This window comes from Caldalkalibacillus uzonensis (assembly GCF_030814135.1).
Classification (GTDB): Bacteria; Bacillota; Bacilli; order Caldalkalibacillales; family Caldalkalibacillaceae; genus Caldalkalibacillus; species Caldalkalibacillus uzonensis.
In genome coordinates this window covers 11,379-33,552 of record NZ_JAUSUQ010000005.1, presented here as the reverse complement: position 1 = coordinate 33,552, position 22,174 = coordinate 11,379, and the positions used below count along the sequence as shown (strand labels likewise).

Below are 22,174 nucleotides of genomic sequence, written 5' to 3'. Positions count from 1 at the left end.
CTTTGTTAACAATAAACAGAAACACCTTTTGTTTAATAATGTTCAGTTAATATTAATTATTCTGATATTAATTTTCAAAAAAGAAAGGCTGTCCGCCCCCCTTTCATGGTGATACACTTAAGCTTCCGTCACGCGCAAACTAAATAGAAGACAAATAAGAAAATGAGGGGTTTGGTTTGCGGTTGACAAAAGCCCTGACTGTATTCAGTTTATGTTCTCTGGCATAAGCCTCAATCTGTTCCAAAGGTGCTTTGGTCCTGATCAGGCTTATGAGCTGGGCATGTTCCTCAATGGAGTGTTTGGCACGATGAGGAACCAGGGTAAATCCAGACCGGCGCACACTGTCCAAGCGCTGCCAGGCGCGCCTAATTGTGTCCAGCAAAAACTGATTGGGACACTGCTGATAGATCACTTCATGGAAGGCCCTGTTCAACCGTCCGAATTGTTCAAAGTCAAACTCCTCAAGGGCTTTTTGCATCTGCTCGTTGAGCTCTTCCAGTTCATTTAAGATGTGATCACCGATGCGTTCAGCACTGATTCTCGTTGCATAGCCTTCCATCACTGCCAGCACGGACAATGTATCCAAGTATTCCTGTTCGTTTATGGTACTCACAACAGCCCCTGAATTGGGTTTGTATTCGATCAGACCATCCGCTTCCAATTGCCTGATCGCTTCCCGGACAGGAATCGAACTAGATCCAACCTCCTTAGCAATTTGATCAATCACGATACGTTGCCCTGGTCCATAGGTGCCATCAAGTATTCTGGAGCGAATCACTTCATAGGCATATTGTTGCTTGTTGAGTTTAGCTTCCCGTTTCATATTTATATCATATATAAAATCATATATGATTTCAAGGTCTAAATCAAATATGATTTAAATTTTTTTAAGATTGTGTTAAAAACAGCCAGTGTGGTGCTCACCATCGTCGGAATACCTGTTGTCATGCTTAACAGCCACAGGTTGCATAGAGGAGACTATCCCCCAGCCAAAGATGAGTGAAAAAAGTAAGCTAAAAAAACAGGCAGGGTATTCCCGCCTGTTTTTCTTGTTTATCTTCAGCTCTCTAATGCTGAGAAAATATCTTCCGCTGTTTCAGCTTGATTTAATTGTTGGCGAAAATCTTCATGCATCAGTTTCCGGGACAAGGAGGCTAAAATTTTCAAGTGGGCATCCCCTGCCTGTTCTTCTGAAACAGCGATGAGAAAGACATTTTTCACCGGCTGGCCGTCTAAAGCATCCCAATCAATGGGGGCAGTCAAGCGGGCAAACGCTAGTCCGGGTGATTGTACCCCTCTTGACTTGCCATGGGGAATGGCCACGCCAAACCCAACACCGGTTGAACTCATTTGTTCCCTTTCCAATACCTTTTGAACATATTGTTCTTTATCACTGACTGCTCCTGTCTCGTGCAAGACAGAAGACAGTTTGCGTATGCATTCTTCTTTTGTTTCCGCAGATAAAGAAAGTTGTATGGCTTCCTCTTTAAGCAATTCTTTCAGGTTCATAAGTGCCTCTCCTTTAGACTTTCAAGTTTACTCGTTGCAGATGGTCATTCGCGTATCGTTATAAAACTTATTGTCCAGAAACGTTGACGGTGTTCTTTTTAGTTGTGAATGGAACTTCTTTCGTCTTTTTCAAAGCGTTTACCATTAAGGCGGTAACGACCGTACCGATGGCAATCGCCAAGGCATACAGTAACAGATTTTCAACCGCATTCGGAATCGGTAAGACAAAGATGCCTCCATGGGGAGCCAGCAGTTTGGCCCCAAACAGCATAGATAACCCACCGGCTACGGCAGAACCCACCATAATCGAGGGGATAACGCGGAAAGGATCAGCGGCGGCAAAAGGAATCGCCCCTTCGGTAATAAAGGAAATGCCAAGTACTCCGGCAGCTTTTCCAGCTTCCCTCTCTTCTAATGTGTATTTCTTCGGAGCCAATAAAGTAGCTAACCATAATCCCAGCGGCGGTGTCATGCCGGCAGCCATCACTGCTGCCATAGGCTCATAGATTTCACTTCCTAATAAACCGACAGCTACCGTATAGGCCGCTTTATTGACGGGGCCGCCCATATCAAAGGCCATCATGGCTCCCATAATCACTCCTAATAATACGGCATTCGCCGCCGTTAACCCCTGAAGCCAGTTGGTCAGTCCATCCATGATGGCCACAACCGGTGTGCCAATCACGTAAATCATGAGCAGGCCAACGGCCAAGGTGGATAATACCGGAATGATCAGCACCGGCTTTAAACCTTCAAAGTTCTTGGGCAGTTTGATTGTATCTTTTAACCATTTGGCAATATACCCGGCTAAAAACCCGGCTACAATTCCGCCTAAGAATCCTGCTCCTAATTGGCTGGCTAACATACCGCCCACAAGTCCAGGAGCCAATCCTGGTTTGTCTGCAATAGAGTAACTGATAAACCCGGCCAAAACCGGCACCATCAGGGCAAAAGCAGCGCCTCCCCCAATGTCCATCAAAGCAGCAGCAAGTGTGCCTTCTTCCTTAAACGCTTCAATGCCAAAAATAAACGATAGCGCAATGATAATTCCTCCAGCCACAACCAAGGGGATCATGAAAGAGACCCCATTCATCAAGTGTTTGTAAAAACCTTTGCGTTCCTGACTGCGTTTCGCCTTCTCCCGCTCAACTTGCGCGACCACATCCGCGCTTGTCGGCCGGGGAGTGTCGAGACGTAGCGCTTCGTCAATGAGTTTTTCCGCATTTTTTATGGCTTCAGCTACCGAAACCTGAACGACGGGTTTTCCGGCAAATCGTTCTTCGTCTACATCAGTATCGGCTGCAATGATGATAGCATGTGCTTCAGCAATCTCCGTATCCGTCAATTCGTTTTCCACACCGACGCTTCCACGGGTTTCAACCTTTAAATCCACATTTTTAGCTTGCGCTGCCTTTTGCAGGGCTTCAGCCGCCATGTAGGTATGGGCGATGCCGGTTGGACAAGCCGTCACGGCTAAGAGTTTTTTCATTTTTCTCCCTCCTTAGCATGTTGAAAAGTGAGCGGATATACGTGAAACTTGTACCCGCTGAAGTGCCTTTTCCACTTCCTGAAGGGTACAAACTTCAGTACCTGGTTTGGCTGCCGTCATAGTGCCGGCTGCTGTAGCAAAGGCAGCGATCTCCTGCAGAGATTTTTGCTTTTTCAATCCGTATACCAGAGCTGCGACCATTGAATCGCCGGCGCCTACTGTGCTTTGCGGCCTAATGGTAAATGGTCTCACCTTGTAGGCTTCATGTTGGCTGATGAGCAGCGCTCCTTCACTGCCCATTGAAATTAAGACAATGTTGATGCCTTCTGCGATAAGCTCCTTGCCTGCACGGACAAGGGCTTCATCTGTCTCCAGTGAGCGTCCCAACAACTGCTCCAATTCAAAACGATTGGGCTTAATGGCGAACGGCTTTGCCTTAATGCCTTCCTTTAGCGCTGTTCCATCTGCATCTAATACAGTGGGTATGGCTTTCTTTTTGGCCAGCTGAATAAAGTCATAATAAATGGATGAGGGAACCCCCGAAGGTAAACTCCCTCCTAAAACAAGACAGGAACAGTGATGTAAAAGCTCGTCTACTTTTTCCCGGAGCCGAAAGAGATCCTGCTCACCAACCTGAAATCCTGTCTCGTTCAGTTCAGTGGTGATATGATGAGCTTCATCCACAATCTTGATGTTGGTGCGTAATTCCCCGTCTACTTCAACAAAATCTAAATTCAATTGTTCTTTTCGCAGTTCTTCCAGAAAAACCTGTCCTAGCCTGCCACCTATAAACCCGGTTAAAATGACCGGCACATTGAAATTGTTTAACACTTTGGCAACGTTAACCCCTTTTCCGCCAGGGTCTGTCCTTGTCTTTCTTACACGGTTCAGCCCTCCAATATTTAAACCGGACACATGTATAGTTTTGTCCACAGCTGGATTTAAGGTCACAGTGAGAACAGTTGAACTCATAAGCTGCCTCCTACGATATGAACATTAATACCCATCTTCTGCATCTGTCTGACCAGTTCATCACTGGCCCCGTGATCGATAATACACTGATCGATCTCTTCCAAATCAGCGAATTTAGCAAAGGATACTTTGCCGGCTTTGCTATGGTCAGTCAATAAGATGACCTCTTTTCCTGCCTTGATCATGTTGCGCTTTGTTTTTGCTTCCAACACATTGGGGGTTGTGAGCCCTTCGTGAATGTCCAAACCGTTCGTGGCGATAAATACTTTGTCCACATTAATCATTCCCAATATTTGTTCAGCAAAAGGGCCAACGAGAGCCAAGGTTTCTTTTCTTAACGTTCCTCCCAACAGATGAACGTCTATGGTGGGATGTTCTTGAAACTCCTTAGCAATGACGAGGGAATTAGTCACTATGGTTAACCTCGAAAACGCTTTTAATTTTTTGGCCAATTGGAGCGTGGTTGTTCCGGAATCAAGTAAGATCGTGTCTCCTTCACGGATCAGTTCACATGCTTTTTGGGCTATCGCCTGTTTTTCAGGCAGAAATTTAGTTTCTTTTTCCATAAATGTTGGTTCAAAAGCAACATGTTCCAAAGCAATGGCCCCACCATGGGTTCTTTTCAAGAGCTTTTCCTCTTCTAAAAACCTTAAGTCCCTGCGTATGGTAGATTCCGAAACCTGAAAATGCTCACTTAACTCCTGAACAGAAGCACGTTGATGTCTGTTAATGTACTCGACGAGTTCTTTCCTTCTTTCTTCCTCAAACATCGCGCACACCCTTAAGTTTTTAGAGTGATTGATCAGCACTTATGATTATCATAAGATCTGGATGTGATTATAACGCTTACAATATGACCGTTAACACGACCGTTTTTGATCACTACTGATCATTTGTGGTTGTTTATGATCATTAATGATTGTATATGATCATTTATGAGATGTCAACGCTTTCTTTACAGTTAGACTTCAAAAGTATTATCGGAGCCGGTATTGATTGTGTCTTGACTAAAAAAAGGCGTCTTAATAGCAAGAAAGAGGCCCGTGTCTAGGCCTCTTGTATCATAATTCAACCTCACACTGAAACGGTCGGTTCAAGTACTGTCAACATATTATTCACGGTATCAAGATTAACCGTCGCCCCGATTGGAATAGCCGCCTTATAGAAACCATGGGCAGTGGCCAGGTTGACCATAAGCGGTTTTCCTAACGGCACCAATAAGGCATTAATCAAGTCTTGATACGTCGTACCGTAAGAGACAGGACAATTGGTGCATTCCCCCATGATAATACCCAGACAATTGTCAAATTTTCCTGCCATTAACAGCTGTATTAAATACCGGTAAATCAGCGTTGTGGGTGCATGGGTTTCTTCTAAAAAAAGTATTTTCCCATCCGTGTCAATTTCAAATGGCGTCCCGAGGGTATTGACGATTGAGGTCAGATTGCCACCCACGATAGGGCCGGTGACATTGCCTGGAACCAAACTGATCAGGGGGATACCCGGGGGATTGAGGATCATTCTGGGAGCAGTCAATGTGGAGGTTGCTGTGAAGAATTGATCGAAATTATAGGCAGGTGTGTCCGGCCGGAAATCAATCAGCATCAAACTGTGAAAGGTGATTAAGTCACTCCGTTGGTACAATGTATTGAGCAAGACGGTAATGTCACTGTAACCTGTTACGATTTTAGGGTTGTCTCTTATCACCTCATAATCCAGGTAAGGAAGCATGGTTTGAACCCCTGTCCCACCCCGTGTTGGCAGTATCATTTTCACGTTTGGGTCCGTGAACATCATCATGACGTCCTCAGCCCTCTGTTCATCTGGTGCCGCAACAATACCCTCAAATGAATAAACATACCTGCCAAAAACGACATTAAAGCCCAACGCTAGTAACGTTTGTACTCTGGCATTGATAATGTCTGCCTCAAGAGGGCTGCCAGGTGTCACTAATCCAATGGTATCTCCCCTCTGAAGTAACGGTGGTCTGATGGCCATGTTGTTCCTCCTGTAACGATACTCATATTAACAACTATATGTTTTTATAACCGTGATTATTATTGTACAGACGACAAAGAGACACCCTCTCGGTGAGAATAATGTGTGTACCGACATCTTTCCAGACGACTTGCATTTTCTTTTGTAAGAATATGTTTGAAAAAAGTTAAAAATCCTATCTGCCCATAAACAATGAGGCCAGGTGAGCACATATTAACTGAGAAGATATCTTTAAAACACTTATACTTTACTGGCCAAACATACCGTGCTATACTCATACAGGAAGATTATATAAGTATATGCTTATACATTTATCAAATCTGTATGGAGGGTTATGTTCATGACAACGATTAGCAGACGGCTTTCATTTTTAGATCGTTACCTGACTTTGTGGATTTTTGCCGCTATGGCCGGAGGGCTTATTATGGGGACTTTGTTTCCGGCCCTGAGCGAGTGGCTGGACCGTCTTTCCATCGGTACCACCTCTATTCCCATTGCCATCGGACTGATTTTAATGATGTATCCTCCTTTAGCTAAAGTCCGCTATGAAACGCTCCCTCTCGTCTTTAAAGATTGGCGCATTTTAGGTCTTTCTTTTTTGCAAAACTACCTGGTGGGACCCGTGTTGATGTTTCTGCTGGCGATCACCTTTTTGCGAGATTATCCAGAGTACATGGTGGGAGTCATTCTGATTGGCTTGGCCCGTTGCATCGCTATGGTGCTAGTTTGGAACGACTTGGCCAAAGGCAATAATGAATATGCTGCCGCATTGGTGGCTTTTAACTCCCTCTTTCAAGTCTGCTTTTTTGCCGTTTATGCTTATCTGTTTATTACCGTTTTACCCCCTGTCTTTGGCTTGGAAGGCGCCTTGGTGGACATTACCATGGGGGATATTGCGTCCAGTGTCCTGATCTATTTGGGTTTGCCGTTTTTGGCAGGCTTCCTCTCCCGCTTTATTCTGGTTCGCCAAAAGGGAGAAGCCTGGTATCAACAACAATTTATCCCTGCCATCAGCCCGCTCACGCTTGTCGCGCTGCTATTTACCATTGTGATCATGTTTGCCATGAAAGGGGACCAGGTGGTCCAACTTCCCTTTGATGTGCTGCGCATTGCTGTACCCTTGCTGATCTACTTTGTGGTTATGTTTTTAATCTCTTTTTGGATGGGGAAAATGCTTGGGGCCGATTATTCCCGTACCGTGGCCATCTCCTTTACGGCTGCCAGCAATAATTTTGAACTGGCTTTGGCTGTAGCCATCGGTGTGTTTGGTATTTACTCCGGCGTTGCCTTTGCCGCCGTGATTGGTCCCCTGGTGGAAGTCCCTGTCTTAATCGGTCTGGTTCATGTTGCCTTTTGGTTGCAGAGGAAGTGGTATGGTCACGTAGTGAAAGCATAAGATTGTTAAAAAGGGGCAGCTCTCTTGTGGCTGCCCCAATCTCGTGACTTAATCATCTGGATGTTTAATGTCCTCACATACTGAGTAATGTTCACGCTTTGGCTGCGGTGGTGACAAAATGGCATCGACCATGGCCAAAAGCGGAAACGGCATTTTCAGAATTAATACCGAATAATAATTTCCCTCTCAAATCATCCTGATTCCCAAGGTGTCTGCCATTTGGTTCAACTCCGCATATACCTCTGGTGATAAGGGAATCCATTCCTCCGAAGGGAAGAACAGCCCCTTTTAGCGCTTCAGCCGGGTTGGCCGTCTCTCGCCCTTGTTGATCAATCGCCCATCCTTCGGGGATGGTCTCTTTGTTTTTATTAGCCAGGATAATTTTACCTCTGGCGACAATACTGGAGGACATGTCAACAATAATAGGAGGACCGTCAGTTGGAAACCCAAAAGCGATGGGATTGGTTCCAAAGTAAGGTTCCCGACCACCCCAAGGGAATACCTTTAGGCGAGTTAGTAGTAAGCATACAGAAGAGGTGGACTCATCTGAATAAGTTGAAAATTTTTCATACAAAAAGAGAGGTGGGTGCGGATCAAGGGCACGAATACATTGTAAAAGATGATCGGTTATTTTGACCAAAGTGATATATCCTTGGGAACGCCTTGGAAACATATCTAAACGGATGAATGATTTCCAATATTTTTCGATGAGTGCCAGCACCTGCGAAGAACTTCTTTTTTCCTGTGGCAAGGAATAAAAATCCTTGACAACACGGTTGATTACATGCTGCACCCTTAATTAATATTGATAATCATTATCATTTTATGTTTCAAGTTTTGATTTAAGGCCGCTGTTGCAGCAAAATCCTCCTCCCAGCATCATTTAAAAGTTCAATCATCAATTCTTTTGAAACTGGTTTATATCTGTTTATTTTTACTGCGTAAGACTTTGGACAATGAAGTCAAGCTGTTCCTCCAAGGATACAGGATCATTATAGAACGAACCCACGGGATCAATTTTAAACACACGGTTATTTTTTACAGCAGGTAACGATTTCCAGATGGTGCTGTTATAAACCACGTCCGGATCGGCATCATCTCCTGCCCATGCGCTGGTAAATATGTAATCCCCGGCATAGTCGGGCAACATTTCAAGCGACAAGTCTGCCCATCCTTGACCGCTGTCAATCGCCTCTTTTTGCACCATTTCCGGTGCTTTCAATTCAAACTCTCCGTAAATGATTTCCCCGCCTCGGGCATAGTTATGTCCAAAAGCATAGATTCCTTTGGCATACGGTTGGAGGATGGAAACAGTTTGATCGCCTACAGCTTCCTGCACCTGTGGCTTGTATTCGGCTATTTTTTCCTCCCAACCGGCAATCCAGGCTTCTGCTTCTTCTTCCCTGCCGGTCAAATTACCGAAGTCTCTCAACTGCTCTCTCAAATCTTTCTGCCCGTATTCGATGGCTGCTGTGGGTGCAATTTTTTCAAGTTGGTCGATGTTTTCGGTGCCGCTGAAAGTAACAATCAGATCCGGCTTTAGTTCCAATATTTTTTCTAGCGACGGGTTGGCTGAGTCCCCTATACTTTCAATACCGTCAACTTTCCCTTCAAAGTACGGATTTTTCAATGCATTTTCAGAAATACCCACCGGTGTGATGCCAAGAGCCATAAAATAGCCAACATAGCTGTCGGCAATCACCACAATGCGTTCAGGCTGTTGAGGAAGCTCAATTTCCCCGTTTGCAGCCATAAATCTGATCGTTTCACTTTCCGTTGTGTCTGCCTGGGCCTGCTCTGCTTCAGATGCGGTGCTGTCGATGGTTTGGCCGCAGGCCGTCAGCAAAGTGCCTAACAATAAAATGGCACATATGATAATTAAACTTTTAGCATCACGATTAAGCCACATGTTTCTCTCTCCTTTGTTCTATGTTCTCATCTGTTAAAACCAGGGTGGATGATTAAGCCGGTGCATGGACCAGCTGTTGATCTTCAGCATGCTCTGTTCCGGATAGAAGATCATAGGTCAGACAAACAGGTTTGCCCGTCCGCGGGTCCTTTACAATCTCAGCATCAATGTTAAACACCTCCTTTAAAACATCTGGTCTCATCACTTCTTCCGGGGTCCCTTCTTTGATAATTGTCCCGTTGTTGATGGCCACCATGTGATGGGCAAAACGGGCGGCATGGTTGAGATCATGAATCACCATGACAATGGTCCGTTGCTGTTCCAGGTTCAGTTTATCCAGCAGTTGTAACACTTCCAGCTGATGGGCCAAATCGAGATAGGTGGTCGGTTCATCGAGCAAAAGAAGATCGGTTTCCTGGGCGAGGGCCATGGCAATCCACACCCTCTGCCGCTGTCCGCCTGACAGCGCCTCAATAGGCCGCTCACGAAACTGGATCACGCCCGTCACTTCCAATGCCCAGTGGACAATGCGGCGGTCCTCGTCCGTCAGACGTCCAAAACCGCGCTGATGGGGAAAGCGTCCATAGGAAACAAGCTCGGATACGGTTAAGCCGCTTGGCGCTTCAGGTGTTTGGGGCAGAATCGCCATTTTTTTGGCAATCTCCCTGGTCGATTGTTGATGGATGGCTTTCCCGTCCAGATAAACAACCCCGGTTTTGGGCTGAAGAATGCGGGCCAATGTTTTTAAAATCGTTGATTTGCCGCACCCGTTGGGCCCGATAATGGTTGTCACTTTCCCCTCCGGAATGGTTAAGTTAAGCCCTTTGACAATGTCCAGCTTCCCATAAGCAATGCCCAGCTTTTCAGCCGCCAACGTGACCACTTCAATCCCTCCCGCATCAGTTCGTTTTCATCAACAGATAAATAAAATAAGGTGCTCCCAAGGCGGAAACAACAAGGCCAACCGGAAGTTCCGATGGAGCCAGCAGGTATCGGCCGATGGTATCGGCGGTCAGCAGCAACAAAGCTCCCATCAAGGCAGAAGCCGGAATAAGGACCTGATGCTTGGGCCCCACAAGGCGTCTGGCCAAATGGGGAGCGACCAGACCTAAAAAGGCAATGCCTCCCCCAACGGCAACACAGGAACCCGCCAGGGCCACCGCAAGGAAAAGCAACATTCCCCGCTCCTTTTCAACAGCCGCTCCCAAGCCTGTTGCCACTTGATCGCCCAGATTTAACACATTTAAATATCTTGCTTTGTATAGGCTCAAAGGTATAAGCAACAAAATCCAAGGCAGAACAGCGACAACAAATTTCCAACTGGCTCCCCATATACTTCCCGCTAACCAAACGGCCGCCTGCATAAAATCATGGGGGTTCATTCTTAATTGGAAAATAATCAGCGCGGCGCTGAAAGCGGCATTCACCCCGATCCCGACAAGAATGAGCCGCACAGGGGCCATCCCTTTTTTCCAAGCCAGAACATAAATCAACAAGGCGGCCAACAACGCACCGAGCAAAGCGAAAAAAGGCATCACAAATATAGATAACAGACTTAAGGAAGAGGCAGAGCCCTGAAAAAAGAAAATATATAACACCACCGCCAATCCTGCTCCGGCATTAATGCCCAAAATGCCCGGATCAGCCAAACCGTTTTGGGATACCCCTTGTAAAATCGCACCGGAAACGGCTAATCCAGCCCCTATCAATAAGGCAATGACCAACCTTGGGAGGCGGAAATCCAACAGGACAAGCTGCTCTTTTTCAGTGCCCGACCCGGCCAGGGTTTTGATCACATCAAGCGGAGCAATACGGCTCACACCCGTGTTTAAGCTGATAAATAGCGAAAGAAGAATCAGACCCGATAAAATGCCCATCACCAGCAACGGCTTTTTGTTTGCCTGTTTAACCATGTCCACTACAATCCTCTCCCTTCGCGGCGGGCCAGGCAGAGGAAAAACGGCACACCGATCAAAGCGGTGATGGCCCCAACCGGGGTTTCATAGGGGGCATTGACCATCCGGGCCCCAATGTCAGCCAAGACCAGGAGAAGCCCGCCTAATACAGCGGCACAAGGCATAATCCAGCGGTAATCCATCCCGACCAAAAAGCGGGTGATATGCGGGATCACCAAGCCGATAAAACCGATGTTGCCGGCCACAGAAACCGCGGCACCCGTCAACAATAACACCACGACCGTCCCCAACACTTTAACCAGGACCGTGTGTTGTCCCAACCCTTTGGCCACTTCTTCCCCCAAACTGAGTACTGTAATTGAGCGAGCCAGCATCATGGCCAGACATAAACCGATAACGGCCACCGGAATGATCAGCTTCACGCTGACCCATTGGGTTCCGGCCACTCCTCCCGCATACCAGAAGCTGATGTCCTGGGCCACCCGGTAGTGAATGGCAATGGCCGAAGACAATGCGCTCAGAAGGGCCCCTACCGCGGCTCCGGCCAAGGCCAACTTAACAGGCGTCAATCCCCCTTTGGAAAGGGAACCAATGGTGAAGACGAGAGCAGCGCCAATCCCGGCCCCTGCAAAGGACCACAACATCAGGCCGAGATAGGAAGTTCCCGGAAAGAAGGCAAAGGCAATGGCAATCATAAAGGCTGATCCTTCCGTGATACCCATAATTGAAGGCGAAGCAAGGGGATTGCGGGTCATCCCTTGCATGATGGCTCCGGAAACAGCCAGAAAGGCACCCACTAAAGCTGCTGCCAATGCCCTTGGGATTCTCAATGCTTGGATAATCTGATGGGATGTCAGTTCAGGATCATATTGGAATACTGCCGTCCATACCGTTCTCAAGCCTATGTCAGCCGCCCCCAGGGAAATGGAAGCCCCAAGCCCCAACACAAGGGCAACAATCCCGCCACCAAGAATAATTGAGGCCACAAGAGGACGTGAGGTAACCTTTTTGTGTTCCTCTTGTGGCGGTTGCCGCTGTACAAGCTCAATTTCTCTCATGGCCATATGTATCCAATCCTTTGTTTTGATCAAAGATATGTTCTTCCAAAACAGAAATTGATAATCATTATCATAGATAAGTATAATCATTCTCACTTACTAATTCAAGATAATATTTTGTTTGTGCCATCGTTAAGGGTTTTGAAGTTAAATCAAAATGGCACAACATAAAAAAGGACAACCCCATTATGAGCTGTCCTCATCTTGTTCAGACCTGTCATCAATAACGTACTGGGTTCTGTGCAACCCAATCGTGCTTATGCTTTTTTAACCGGCGGCGGCGACAAAATGGCAGCAAACACGGCCAACAACGGAAACAGCATGATCAGCAACAACACTTCGGAATATCTGCCATACAAATCATAGGCGATACCAAAGGGCAACGGACCCAACGCTGAACCTATTACCGTGACCGTCGTGACCACACTGCGGATGGTGCCCAAATGTTCTCGCCCAAAATAATTGGGCCACACCACGCCTACACACACTCTTAAAAAGCCTTCAAAAATGCCCCACAACAGGACAAAGAACAAAATCGTGTACACGGATGAACCCAATAGCAGAATCATGATAGACCCCAGTTCTATCAGGAAGGTGACACACAGGACATAATGGACTTTTACTTTCTCCATAATAAAACCGGCAGCTAACGAACAGACAAAACCGATTAACGGCACCAGGCTTAAGAGAAAGGCTGTTGTGCCCCGGCCAATGCCGCTTTCGGCCAGGATTGAAAACAAATGAAAGGTTATGCCTGTATTGACCATGGACGGCACACCGACACAAAACAAGATCAGCCAAAAGGCCCTGGTGCGCATCGCCTCTTTTAATGTCCATGATTCTTCTTGTATGGAGGATGTGGACATGGTCGTGCCCACGCTCCCAGTTGACTTTCTCCGACGGTCATTATCCGGAAGAAGCCCCACATCCTCCGGTTTATTGCGAATCAGATACAACGCCAAAGGAGCAAAGAAAAAGACCAGAACAACGAACCAAACCCTCCAGGCCACAGGCCAGCCCCAGTTTTGGATCAGCCAGTTGTTCAGCGGCGGAAAGGCAGCGGCACTTAACAAAACACCGACGCTCATAAAGCTTATCGCCCGCCCTCTATAGCGGACAAACCATTGAGGCACCAACGTATTGGGCAATAAGGTCATGGACCCTTGACCCAGCAGGCGAATCAGGAAAAAGCCGATAAACAGCATGACAGGCCCCATGACAAAACTGTTCCATAAACAGGCCAGGCCCAAAAGCAAAGCAACGGCCACCGTCATGGGCCGCTGGCCGAATCGGTCTACCAATTTGCCCACCACAAACAGCAAAAGACCGGCAAGCAAGGTTGCTCCGGAATAGATGCTGGACACCAAAGTACGGTCCCAGCCAAAGGCTTCAATATAAGCATCGATAAATACACTGACGGAATAGGTTTGTCCGGGCCCGGAAAAAAAGAGCCCCAAAGCGCCCATGACGACAATAACCCAGCCATAAAAAAACGGGCTTTTAAAGGGCAGCTTGTGTGAAGACAATCCATAATCCCGTCTGACGAAACCTTGTTGTTCAGGTGTTGTTTTGGTTTGTATCAATGTTTTTCCCTTTCTATGATCATGGTTTTGTTAATAAGCCCCGCGGATATGGGGATGAACCTCGTTTTCATAAAACTGGTGCAATCCAGCTCAACTGACGGCTGAGCTCAACCCCTTTTTCAAACGGCAGCCCAGCAAATGTTTCCCCCACATTGAACGCCTCACCGTTGCAGGGCTTTAACGTTTGGATCGGTTAAGCAAAACAATCCTTCCTCAACCGTTTCCACACTGACCCCGTAATAACAAATCTTTCCTTCTTCCTGCAGTTTGTCCAGCACTTCAAACACGCTTCCATCTTTCAGAATATGTAAAGGCAGGCAATGAATCTGGTACAAATCGATCCTTTCCCGTTGGAGCCGTTTTAATATCAAGTTAATCATCAGCGTCAATCGTCAATTACCGCTCTAGGAAGGATCAATATTATGTCTCTTTATCTTTTATCTTCCAATATAATTAAAAAGATTTTACCATTATTTTAGTCAAGAAAACAATGACATAACATCAAAAAACTATTTATTCAAATGCGCGTAAAGTCGCAGAGGCTTTTAGTGTTCTAAAATAATATCGTAAAAACAAAAAACACGTTGCCTTAACTGTTGTTCCGCACAAGCTGTTCTTCCAGCCAGCTGACAATATCTGCATAAACTTCTTTTCTGTTCAATATCGCCAACCACTCTGTCAAAGCCGTCCTCATCTGCAAAATAACCGGCAATGCCCATTTTTTGGCCTGTTAAACCATGTCCCCGGTGATCATTCCCATAAACGGCAAAATGGTGCTTAACCAGGTGCCTGGCAAAATTATCATAACGCTGGATATGTTCGGCCATACCATGGGCAATTTGGACAACCGCTTTTGGCTGGACCTGATCGGGCGCCCATCTCCTGGCAACAATCTCCACGCCATCTTGAGTGATAAAAGTAAAGGTGTTGGCAGACATTGGCAATCCCCTTTCTTTAAAATAACGGGTAATGAGGCTGGATGATATAGGCGCAAAAATAAAAAGGGATTGCCGATCCTCCCCTCCTAACTAAACAAATTAGCTATAAAGCCGATAATGATACCCACAATGCCGAAGTCCGTATCTCCAAATGTTGTATTGGCAAAGCCGAGGTTGCCCAGCACCGGTAACAACAAGGCGGGAATAAAGCTGATCAACACACCGTTGACAAATCCTCCAACGGCAGCGCCCACTCTTCCCCCTGTAGCATTGCCGAACACACCGGCTCCGCCCCCCGTAAAAAAATGAGGAACAAGGCCCGGGATGATTAACGGCAGTGAGAGCAAGCCCAAAAAAAACATGCTGATCAGACCGCCGGCAAAGCTGAATAAAAAGCCAATGATCACTGCCGTAGAGGCATAGGGAAACACAATGGGAATATCCAGGGCAGGTTTGGCACCCGGGACAATTTTTTCAGCAATTCCCCGGAAAGCAGGTACAATTTCATTAAGGATCATGCGCACCCCTAAGAGGATAATGCTCAACCCTGCTGCAAATGTAACCCCCTGGATAATGCCGAACATGATGAAGTTTTGCTCACCAGCATAATGGCTGACAACGGACGGACCGGCAAACAGCACCATGATAACAAAGATAATCACCATGGTCAGGGCAGTGGCCACCAATGAATCCCGTAAAAAGGACCACTTTTCAGAAATCTGAATCTCCTCTGTAGACTGCTCTTTATTGCCCACCCATTTTCCAACCAACCCGGCAGACACATACCCAATGGTGCTGAAGTGTCCGATGGCAATATCGTTGCTGCCCGTAATTTGCCTCATAAATGGTTGGCCAATGGCCGGCATCAATACCATCAGAAACCCTAAAATGATCGAACCTGTCAGCACCAAAGCAAAACCGCTTAATCCCGCGGTACCCAGCACGGCCGACAACAAGGCTGCCATAAAAAATGTATGATGTCCGGTTAAGAAAATATATTTCAGCGGGGTAAACCTGGCAAATAATATATTGGCGATAAAGCCAAAGCCCATGATTAGAGCTGTTTCCCTCCCTAACGTCTGCTGGGCCAAGGCAACAATGGCCTCATTGTTCGGGACCACACCATGAATACTAAAGCCTTCTTCGATAATGCCGCCCAAAGCATCAAGAGAACCGATAATCACCGTGGCACCGGATCCGAGGATAATAAAACCGATAATACTTTTCAGCGTCCCTGAGAAAATCTTAGACAGATCGGCTCTTTGGACGGCCAGACCGATCAAAACCATAATGCCGACCAGCACAGCCGGCAAACTTAAGATTTCATTCATCAGAAATTCAAAAACAGCCATGCCCCTCACTCCTCCTGTTACAGATTTAGTCTTCAAGCAACTGCTCCAAAACTGTGGACACTTCTTCCTGACTGGCGATATTACGCACCGCAGCCACTTTGGCTTGAGCATGATTGATCTGTTTAGCAAATTCGGCGTTGGTTAAAATAATATCGGCCTCCACACCGGAAACCGCGCTGAAATCACAAGTTTCCACCGTGGCTTTGATTCCTTTTTCCTTTAAGACTTTTTCCACTGTCATTTTGAGCATCAAACTGGAGCCCAATCCCATGCCGCATACGGTTACAATTTTCACCTGCATCACCTCCCCTAGGCTCATTTGTAAGCATACATATGATCCATTTCGATATTTAAGAAGCAGCAAACAAAGCTTCAATGTCTGCAGCGCTTTTTGCTTGAAATATTTGATTTAGATTATCTTCATTCTGCAGCACGTCCGCCACCTGCTTTAAAAGATCAAGGTGGGAATGATTATCCGTGGCAGCCAGACTAATCAACAGCCTCACCTCTTCCTCACCGAAACGCACAGGCTCTTTTAACAGGACAATGCTTAACCCTTTCTGCTTAACCCCGTTTTCGGGGCGGGCATGAGGCAAAGCGACGCCCGGGGCAATGATCATATACGGTCCCAGCTGTTCGATGTTGTCAATCATGGCCCGTACATAGCGCGGCTCTGCTTTTCCGGCTTTCACCAACAAATCACCGCCGTATTGGACCGCTTCTTTCCAGTCAGCGGCCGTTACATTCACTTCAATAAGGGGACGAAATGGGTTCTTATCTGTCATGGCGTTGACCAACTCCTTTTAATGGAATGGATATGATGTTGGCAAGAAGCTTTTTCATGCCTCGATAAAGAGCAGCACCGCTCTTCACTCTTTCATCATCTTATGATCATGATAAAGAGGAAAAAACCGAAAAATGAATGCGCCTCCAATATGCAGAAAAAAAGACTGGAGATCTGCTCACCAGTCTTGATTCATGATCAATCACCTTGAGATGGTTTTGTGAAGGGGTTAACAGCTCCAAAAGCTATTTATTCAAAAGATTCTTAGCGGCTAAGCGCAATGACGAAGGTTCTGCACCAACTTTTTTCCACAGTCTATTCAGCTCGTCAATACCAGCTTCTTCCCAGTAATCAAGATCAATATGCCTGTTGTCAACTAAAAAACGGCTCAAGCGCTCTACAGCTTCATAGGCATCTTTGCCCTTGGCCTGTATCAAAAACCGGTCTCCTCTGTTTAAATACCAAAAGAATGAAACAAGCCCTAACAAGCTTTTAGCATTACATGTAATGGATTGACGTTTAAAATAGATGTTGCTTTCAAATGATTCAGCCAATCTGACCAAGGGTAATACCTGGCGATAAGTAAAATGCTCCGGTTAAAACCCTGCAGGGTTTATTCCCTGCAGGGCTGTTTGGGGTTGCTTATTCCTTTTCATAGAGACACATTGCGGACTTCAGGCGGTGAGAATTCAGATCAAAGGGACTTACACACTCGAATTCATCTCAGCTGAAACCACATGTTTAATGTCCTCAAGCACATTTGGATCTTCAAGCCCGGTGAGATCCCCTGACACTTCACCTTTTACCACGATTTCCTTTAACAGGCGGCGCACGATCTTGCCGCTGATTGTTTTCGGCATGGCTTCCACAATAAAGACCATTTTAGGCCGGGCAATTTGACCAATCCCTTTGACAATGTTGTCTTCAATTTGTTCTTTTAATGCTTCCTTTGAAGGTATTTCTCCTTTAAGAGTGGCAAAAACCACCGGAACTTCACCTTTGATCTCGTCCGGTACACCGATAACCGCCACTTCAGCCACTGATTCGCACTCAAGGACAGCGCTCTCCATTTCCATGGTACTCAGACGATGCCCTGAAACATTAAAGGCATCATCGGAACGACCCACCACCCAGAAATACCCGTCTTCATCCTGTACAGCAATGTCACTGGCGTAATAGCAGCCTTCCACCTGGCTGAAATATTTCTCATAATAACGCTCAGGTTCTTTCCATAGTGTACGGCACAGCATGGGAAAAGGCTTCCGTATAACCAGGTTGCCCAATGTGCCTGGAGGGACAGGTTTGCCTTCATCATCCACAATGCCTAAATCAGCGCCCAAAAATTGAATGCCGGCCGATCCGGGTTTCATCGGTGTCAGCCAGGCTGCACCCGCCAGGGGCGTGCCTGCTGTTTCCGTCTGACCCCAAGTATTGTTCACGCAAATATTTTTTTGTCCGAGCACTTCATATGTCCAATTCCACGTTTCCGGATCAAACGGCTCTCCCACCAGAGAAACTACTTCGAGACATGCAAGATCATAAGGCTTAACGGCATCATCACCCAGACTGCGAAGCATTCGCAACACAGTAGGAGCCGTGAACAGTTTGGTCACCCGGTATTTCTCAATAATCTGATAAATCCGGTCCTGATCCGGATAATTGGGAGCGCCTTCATAAACCAGCGTGGTGACCCCATTGGCCAAAGCACCGGCAACACCCCAGATATGCATCGTCAGCCAGCCAACATCGGCCGTACACCAAAAGACATCGTCCGGCCTAAAGTCCATATGATATTTGGCATAAATGTAGTTTTGAACGACGAAGGCCATGCCGGCATGAACCACTCCTTTTGGTTTTCCTGTGGTCCCGCTTGTATAGAAAACAATGCCGGGTTCATTCGCTTCGATACGGGCGGGCTCGCAGTGAATACCGGCCTTGGCCCGTTGTTCATGCCACCAATAGTCCCTTCCTGTTTTCATCTCCGGATTTGTTCCCAGGCGGTCGACGACAATCACTGCTTGCACATCAGGAATTTGATCGATGACACGGTCGACTTTTTCCTTCAGCGGAATCACATTTCCGCGCCGGAGGGTGGCATCTGCAGTGATGATCACTTTGGGCTCATAACTAGACAACCGGTCCAGCAAAGCTTGTTCGGAAAAACCGGAAAAAATCGTGCTATAGACCGCCCCCAGCCGGAAACAGGCAAGGATAGCAATGAAGGACTCAGCAAGATTGGGCAGGTAAATGGCCACAGGATCGCCCTTTTTCACCCCAAAAGATTTGAGCACATTGGCAAAGCGGTTCACTTCGGCCAGCAGCATCTGGTACGTATAAAATTGCGTTTGTCCGTCTTCACCTTCCCAAATCAGGGCTGTTTTATTGGCTGCACCATTGGCGATATGGCGGTCAAGGAGATTGTAACAAGGATTGCTGATGCCCCCTTTGAAAAATTCAAAGTCGGGCAACGAGCCCCTGATTGTTTCTTGCCACGGTTCAAACCAGTGCAGTTCCCGAGCGACCTCATCCCAAAAAGCTGCGGGATCTTCCTGTGATTTTTTTAACAAATCCTGAAAAGCTTCACTGCTTCCCAAAGCCGTTGAGCGTTGTTTCGCTTCGTCCGGATAAACAAGCTGAACATTTTTGATGACTTCGTGAATGCCTCCTACATCTGTACTCATCCAATCCCCTCCCCCACGCTGAAAGATTAATCTCCACTCTTTTTAAAATATTCATAAAGGCACCCAAACACCTTACTACAATGGAATCGCTTTCAATTTCTCATAGGAATATCAGGAACATTATTCACAATCGTATGTTTGTACAGGGCGGATGCCTTGGTAAATCTTATTTCAGTGTGAGGTGAATCATTCCTATCCGTTCACGGCAAGGGTTTTTAGAATGGGAGCTGGACTCTATTTGAATTTTATAAGGCAAGGGGTTCTGTCAGCAAGTTCTAATTTTGTCTTATACAGTCGAATAGCATGTTAAGCTTAAAGTAAACTTTAACTTCAGGTAACATGACGTTAAACTTTTTCCAGTAATATGAAAGAGGATGAATAACCATAGGAAGGGGCTGGGTCCATGTTCAACAAAACAAGGTTGACCATGCGTGCCGTTGTTTTATGTGTTCTCTTGTCCGTGATGATCACCGGCCTGGGTTTCGGGGCTGGAGTTGCCGAAGGGGCAGGCGCTGCACAGACTGACAGTGAAAGAACAATAACTGCGGAACACAACAGTCTGTCCGGCAGCAAACCGGTATCAAAAGCCACATTTCTGAAGGCACTCGTTGAAACCATCGGTGTCCAGTTGTATGATGTGAGCGCAGCGGATATGGAATGGGAGCATATTGATGATGAATTTGCCCCATATGTGGAGGCAGCGCTTCGTTTACAATGGCTGGACGAGGAGCAAGTGAAAGATTTCCATCCGCGACAACACATTAGTCGTCAGGAAGCCTGTCATATTTATGTACAGGCCTTGAATCTGGCCTCTGCTTATGACGATCAGGCCTTGACCCAATTCAGGGATCATCGCGCTGTGAGTGAATGGGCAAAGCAATCCATGGCTGCTGCATATGAATTAGAGGTGCTGACTGTCAAGAAAGGACACACCTTACAGCCCAAAGCTCCCCTTTCAAAACAAGACTTGGATCATATGCTCCGGCATTATGAGCAGCTCGATAAAGTGAACATTATACATATGAACGATTTGCATGGCAGAGTACTGGGCGATCCCGAAAAAGGGGAGATGGGATTAAGTAAAATCGCCACGTTGATCAACCGTGCCCGGGAACAGCACGAGCATGTGTTTGTCTTTGATATGGGAGATACGTTTCACGGCACCAATTATGTTAATTTCAACCAAGGGATGGCAGCAGTAGAGGTGATGAACGAAATCGGCTTTGACGCCATGGTGCCCGGCAATCATGATTTCAACTACGGGCTGGACCGGTTTAAAGCATTTGCTGAACTGGTTGATTTTCCCCTTATCAGCGCCAACATCGTCCAAAACGGTGAGCCCATTTTGGAACCGTATGTCATCTTGGAAACGATGGGCAAAACATTCGCCATCGTGGGTTTAACCTCCACGGATACACCCATCACCACACACCCGGACAACGTAAAGGGCATTGAATTCCAAGATGAAGTGGAAACAGCACAAAACTATGTTGACAAACTTAAAGACGAGGTAGATCACATCATTTTCATCACCCACGCCGGACTGGCGGTTGATCAAAGAATTGCAGAAGAAGTGGAAGGCATCGATCTGATTGTAGGCGGTCACAGCCACTCCACCCTGCACACACCGCAGTTCATCGGCGACACCTATGTGACCCAAGCCTATGAATATGGCAAACATCTGGGTTCCACTACCATGCTCTTTCACAACGGGCGATTGATCGGAATAAACGGTTATTTATGGCAAGATTCGGCTGATATCGCGCAAGATCCGCACGTGCAGGATATTCTGGAGCGCTATAAACAGAAAGCAGACGAAGCGTTACAGGAAGTGATCGGGTATACGGACCGCTATTTGGATGGGGCCAGAGAATCAGTTCGCACAAAGGAAACCAACCTGGGCAATTTAATCGCTGATGCCATGCGGGACATGGTCAGTGCCGATATCGCTTTGCAAAACGGAGGAGGCATCCGGGCCAGTCTCGGGCCAGGAGAGATTACCTTGGGAGATGTGATGGAGGTCCTCCCTTTCCAAAACACCGTTGTTAAACTGCTCATCACCGGAGGGCAACTGGAGCAAGTGCTGGAACACAGTGTGTCCCGCTATCCAGACCAACACGGCGGATTCCTGCAAGTATCGGGCCTGAACTTTACGTTTGATCCCAGTCAGCCACCGGGCAGCCGCGTACAAGACGTTTGGATAAACGGAGAACCGTTGCAGTATGACCGCACATACTCGGTGGCGACGAATGACTTCCTGGGATCAGGGGGAGATGGTTATACATGGCTGGCAGAAGGGGAATTGGTGGCAGACACTGGGGAATTGTTGAGCACCGCACTCATGCAATACTTGCATCAGGAACCGGACATTCCTGATGTGGAAGGACGCATCGTCGTTATTCCTTAAGAACTGCACAGCAAAGGCTTACAGATAGTTGTATAAGCAGGAAACGAACATGGCGGCCGCACGGCTGCCATGCTTCTGTTATGAGATTAAGTTTTTCGTTAATTACGGGCTCTCTTCCTAGTTTCCTTTTAGGTATCATTCTCCTTTTAAAGGGATTCATCTTCAATTAGCTTTATACGCTT

General features: G+C 46.8%; 20 protein-coding genes and 1 pseudogene. 2 read left to right on the top strand and 19 right to left on the bottom strand.

The features are described from left to right. Positions 1–139 precede the first annotated feature (139 nt). The 6 genes from J2S00_RS07745 to J2S00_RS07720 all read right to left on the bottom strand — a co-directional run bounded on the left by J2S00_RS07745 (position 140) and on the right by J2S00_RS07720 (position 5,968). Entirely contained in the window at positions 140–823 is a 684-nt protein-coding gene (locus J2S00_RS07745; RefSeq protein WP_307337736.1) for a GntR family transcriptional regulator, read from the bottom strand. A 236-nt stretch (positions 824–1,059) separates the two neighbouring features. Continuing rightward, positions 1,060–1,509, bottom strand: a complete 450-nt coding sequence (locus tag J2S00_RS07740) for a PTS sugar transporter subunit IIA (RefSeq protein WP_307337733.1) — start codon at positions 1,507–1,509, stop codon at positions 1,060–1,062. A 67-nt stretch (positions 1,510–1,576) separates the two neighbouring features. Further along, positions 1,577–2,998: a PTS fructose transporter subunit IIC gene (locus J2S00_RS07735; protein WP_307337731.1), complete on the bottom strand. Its 1,422-nt coding sequence runs from the start codon at positions 2,996–2,998 to the stop codon at positions 1,577–1,579. A 12-nt stretch (positions 2,999–3,010) separates the two neighbouring features. Next, positions 3,011–3,970 carry a 1-phosphofructokinase gene (gene pfkB / locus J2S00_RS07730; RefSeq protein WP_307337728.1) on the bottom strand — a complete coding sequence of 320 codons (960 nt, stop codon included), beginning with the start codon at positions 3,968–3,970 and terminating at the stop codon, positions 3,011–3,013. Continuing rightward, the gene (locus J2S00_RS07725) at positions 3,967–4,740 is read right to left on the bottom strand and encodes a DeoR/GlpR family DNA-binding transcription regulator (protein ID WP_307337726.1); all 774 of its coding nucleotides are present in this window, start codon (positions 4,738–4,740) and stop codon (positions 3,967–3,969) included. The genes pfkB and J2S00_RS07725 overlap by 4 nt, the downstream gene beginning before the upstream one ends. Positions 4,741–5,044: 304 nt before the next feature. After that, positions 5,045–5,968, bottom strand: coding sequence for a S66 peptidase family protein (locus J2S00_RS07720; protein WP_307337724.1), 924 nt, complete (start codon positions 5,966–5,968; stop codon positions 5,045–5,047). 340 nt (positions 5,969–6,308) lie between these two features. On the opposite strand from J2S00_RS07720, the gene arsB reads away from it, so the two are divergent. Continuing rightward, positions 6,309–7,364 (top strand): ACR3 family arsenite efflux transporter, encoded by a 1,056-nt coding sequence (gene arsB, locus J2S00_RS07715; protein WP_307337721.1) that lies wholly within the window; start codon positions 6,309–6,311, stop codon positions 7,362–7,364. 91 nt (positions 7,365–7,455) lie between these two features. Here arsB and J2S00_RS07710 read toward each other — a convergent pair whose 3' ends face one another. The 13 genes and pseudogenes from J2S00_RS07710 to J2S00_RS07650 all read right to left on the bottom strand — a co-directional run bounded on the left by J2S00_RS07710 (position 7,456) and on the right by J2S00_RS07650 (position 19,585). Next, a complete protein-coding gene (locus J2S00_RS07710; protein WP_307337719.1) occupies positions 7,456–8,115 on the bottom strand; it encodes an Ldh family oxidoreductase in 660 nt (219 codons plus the stop codon). 183 nt (positions 8,116–8,298) lie between these two features. Next, on the bottom strand, positions 8,299–9,273 hold the full coding sequence (locus tag J2S00_RS07705) for an iron-hydroxamate ABC transporter substrate-binding protein (protein WP_307337717.1): 975 nt from the start codon (positions 9,271–9,273) through the stop codon (positions 8,299–8,301). A 52-nt stretch (positions 9,274–9,325) separates the two neighbouring features. Then, the gene (locus J2S00_RS07700) at positions 9,326–10,156 is read right to left on the bottom strand and encodes an ABC transporter ATP-binding protein (protein WP_307337714.1); all 831 of its coding nucleotides are present in this window, start codon (positions 10,154–10,156) and stop codon (positions 9,326–9,328) included. A gap of 16 nt (positions 10,157–10,172) precedes the next feature. After that, positions 10,173–11,186, bottom strand: a complete 1,014-nt coding sequence (locus J2S00_RS07695) for a FecCD family ABC transporter permease (RefSeq protein WP_307337711.1) — start codon at positions 11,184–11,186, stop codon at positions 10,173–10,175. Between the two features lie 5 nt (positions 11,187–11,191). Next, positions 11,192–12,247, bottom strand: coding sequence for a FecCD family ABC transporter permease (locus J2S00_RS07690; RefSeq protein ID WP_307338357.1), 1,056 nt, complete (start codon positions 12,245–12,247; stop codon positions 11,192–11,194). Positions 12,248–12,504: 257 nt separating this feature from the next. After that, the gene (locus tag J2S00_RS07685) at positions 12,505–13,830 is read right to left on the bottom strand and encodes an MFS transporter (RefSeq protein ID WP_307337709.1); all 1,326 of its coding nucleotides are present in this window, start codon (positions 13,828–13,830) and stop codon (positions 12,505–12,507) included. Positions 13,831–13,909: 79 nt separating this feature from the next. After that, a pseudogene (locus J2S00_RS07680) lies at positions 13,910–14,195 on the bottom strand (aldo/keto reductase); the annotation flags it as partial. Positions 14,196–14,375: 180 nt separating this feature from the next. After that, positions 14,376–14,768, bottom strand: coding sequence for an alpha/beta hydrolase (locus J2S00_RS07675; protein WP_307337707.1), 393 nt, complete (start codon positions 14,766–14,768; stop codon positions 14,376–14,378). Between the two features lie 86 nt (positions 14,769–14,854). After that, positions 14,855–16,120: a PTS ascorbate transporter subunit IIC gene (gene ulaA / locus J2S00_RS07670; protein WP_307337705.1), complete on the bottom strand. Its 1,266-nt coding sequence runs from the start codon at positions 16,118–16,120 to the stop codon at positions 14,855–14,857. A gap of 25 nt (positions 16,121–16,145) precedes the next feature. Beyond that, on the bottom strand, positions 16,146–16,415 hold the full coding sequence (locus tag J2S00_RS07665; protein WP_307337703.1) for a PTS sugar transporter subunit IIB: 270 nt from the start codon (positions 16,413–16,415) through the stop codon (positions 16,146–16,148). 55 nt (positions 16,416–16,470) lie between these two features. Next, positions 16,471–16,905, bottom strand: a complete 435-nt coding sequence (locus J2S00_RS07660; protein ID WP_307337701.1) for a PTS sugar transporter subunit IIA — start codon at positions 16,903–16,905, stop codon at positions 16,471–16,473. A gap of 244 nt (positions 16,906–17,149) precedes the next feature. Continuing rightward, a complete protein-coding gene (locus J2S00_RS07655) occupies positions 17,150–17,458 on the bottom strand; it encodes an HPr family phosphocarrier protein (RefSeq protein ID WP_307337700.1) in 309 nt (102 codons plus the stop codon). 150 nt (positions 17,459–17,608) lie between these two features. Then, a complete protein-coding gene (locus J2S00_RS07650; protein WP_307337698.1) occupies positions 17,609–19,585 on the bottom strand; it encodes an acetate--CoA ligase in 1,977 nt (658 codons plus the stop codon). Positions 19,586–19,988: 403 nt separating this feature from the next. Here J2S00_RS07650 and J2S00_RS07645 point away from each other — a divergent pair, with 403 nt between their 5' ends. Further along, positions 19,989–21,992: a bifunctional metallophosphatase/5'-nucleotidase gene (locus tag J2S00_RS07645; protein ID WP_307337696.1), complete on the top strand. Its 2,004-nt coding sequence runs from the start codon at positions 19,989–19,991 to the stop codon at positions 21,990–21,992. Positions 21,993–22,174: the final 182 nt, after the last annotated feature.

Excerpts from the sequence above, each read along its gene's own strand:
- J2S00_RS07725 (WP_307337726.1), bottom strand. The coding sequence starts at position 4,740 with ATGTTTGAGGAAGAAAGAAGGAAAGAACTCGTCGAGTACATTAACAGA.
- J2S00_RS07735 (WP_307337731.1), bottom strand. The coding sequence starts at position 2,998 with ATGAAAAAACTCTTAGCCGTGACGGCTTGTCCAACCGGCATCGCCCAT.
- J2S00_RS07745 (WP_307337736.1), bottom strand. The coding sequence starts at position 823 with ATGAAACGGGAAGCTAAACTCAACAAGCAACAATATGCCTATGAAGTG.
- J2S00_RS07650 (WP_307337698.1), bottom strand. The coding sequence starts at position 19,585 with ATGAGTACAGATGTAGGAGGCATTCACGAAGTCATCAAAAATGTTCAG.
- ulaA (WP_307337705.1), bottom strand. The coding sequence starts at position 16,120 with ATGGCTGTTTTTGAATTTCTGATGAATGAAATCTTAAGTTTGCCGGCT.
- arsB (WP_307337721.1), top strand. The coding sequence starts at position 6,309 with ATGACAACGATTAGCAGACGGCTTTCATTTTTAGATCGTTACCTGACT.
- pfkB (WP_307337728.1), bottom strand. The coding sequence starts at position 3,970 with ATGAGTTCAACTGTTCTCACTGTGACCTTAAATCCAGCTGTGGACAAA.
- J2S00_RS07645 (WP_307337696.1), top strand. The coding sequence starts at position 19,989 with ATGTTCAACAAAACAAGGTTGACCATGCGTGCCGTTGTTTTATGTGTT.
- J2S00_RS07740 (WP_307337733.1), bottom strand. The coding sequence starts at position 1,509 with ATGAACCTGAAAGAATTGCTTAAAGAGGAAGCCATACAACTTTCTTTA.
- J2S00_RS07690 (WP_307338357.1), bottom strand. The coding sequence starts at position 12,247 with ATGAGAGAAATTGAGCTTGTACAGCGGCAACCGCCACAAGAGGAACAC.
- J2S00_RS07695 (WP_307337711.1), bottom strand. The coding sequence starts at position 11,186 with ATGGTTAAACAGGCAAACAAAAAGCCGTTGCTGGTGATGGGCATTTTA.
- J2S00_RS07675 (WP_307337707.1), bottom strand. The coding sequence starts at position 14,768 with ATGTCTGCCAACACCTTTACTTTTATCACTCAAGATGGCGTGGAGATT.
- J2S00_RS07720 (WP_307337724.1), bottom strand. The coding sequence starts at position 5,968 with ATGGCCATCAGACCACCGTTACTTCAGAGGGGAGATACCATTGGATTA.
- J2S00_RS07705 (WP_307337717.1), bottom strand. The coding sequence starts at position 9,273 with ATGTGGCTTAATCGTGATGCTAAAAGTTTAATTATCATATGTGCCATT.
- J2S00_RS07660 (WP_307337701.1), bottom strand. The coding sequence starts at position 16,905 with ATGACAGATAAGAACCCATTTCGTCCCCTTATTGAAGTGAATGTAACG.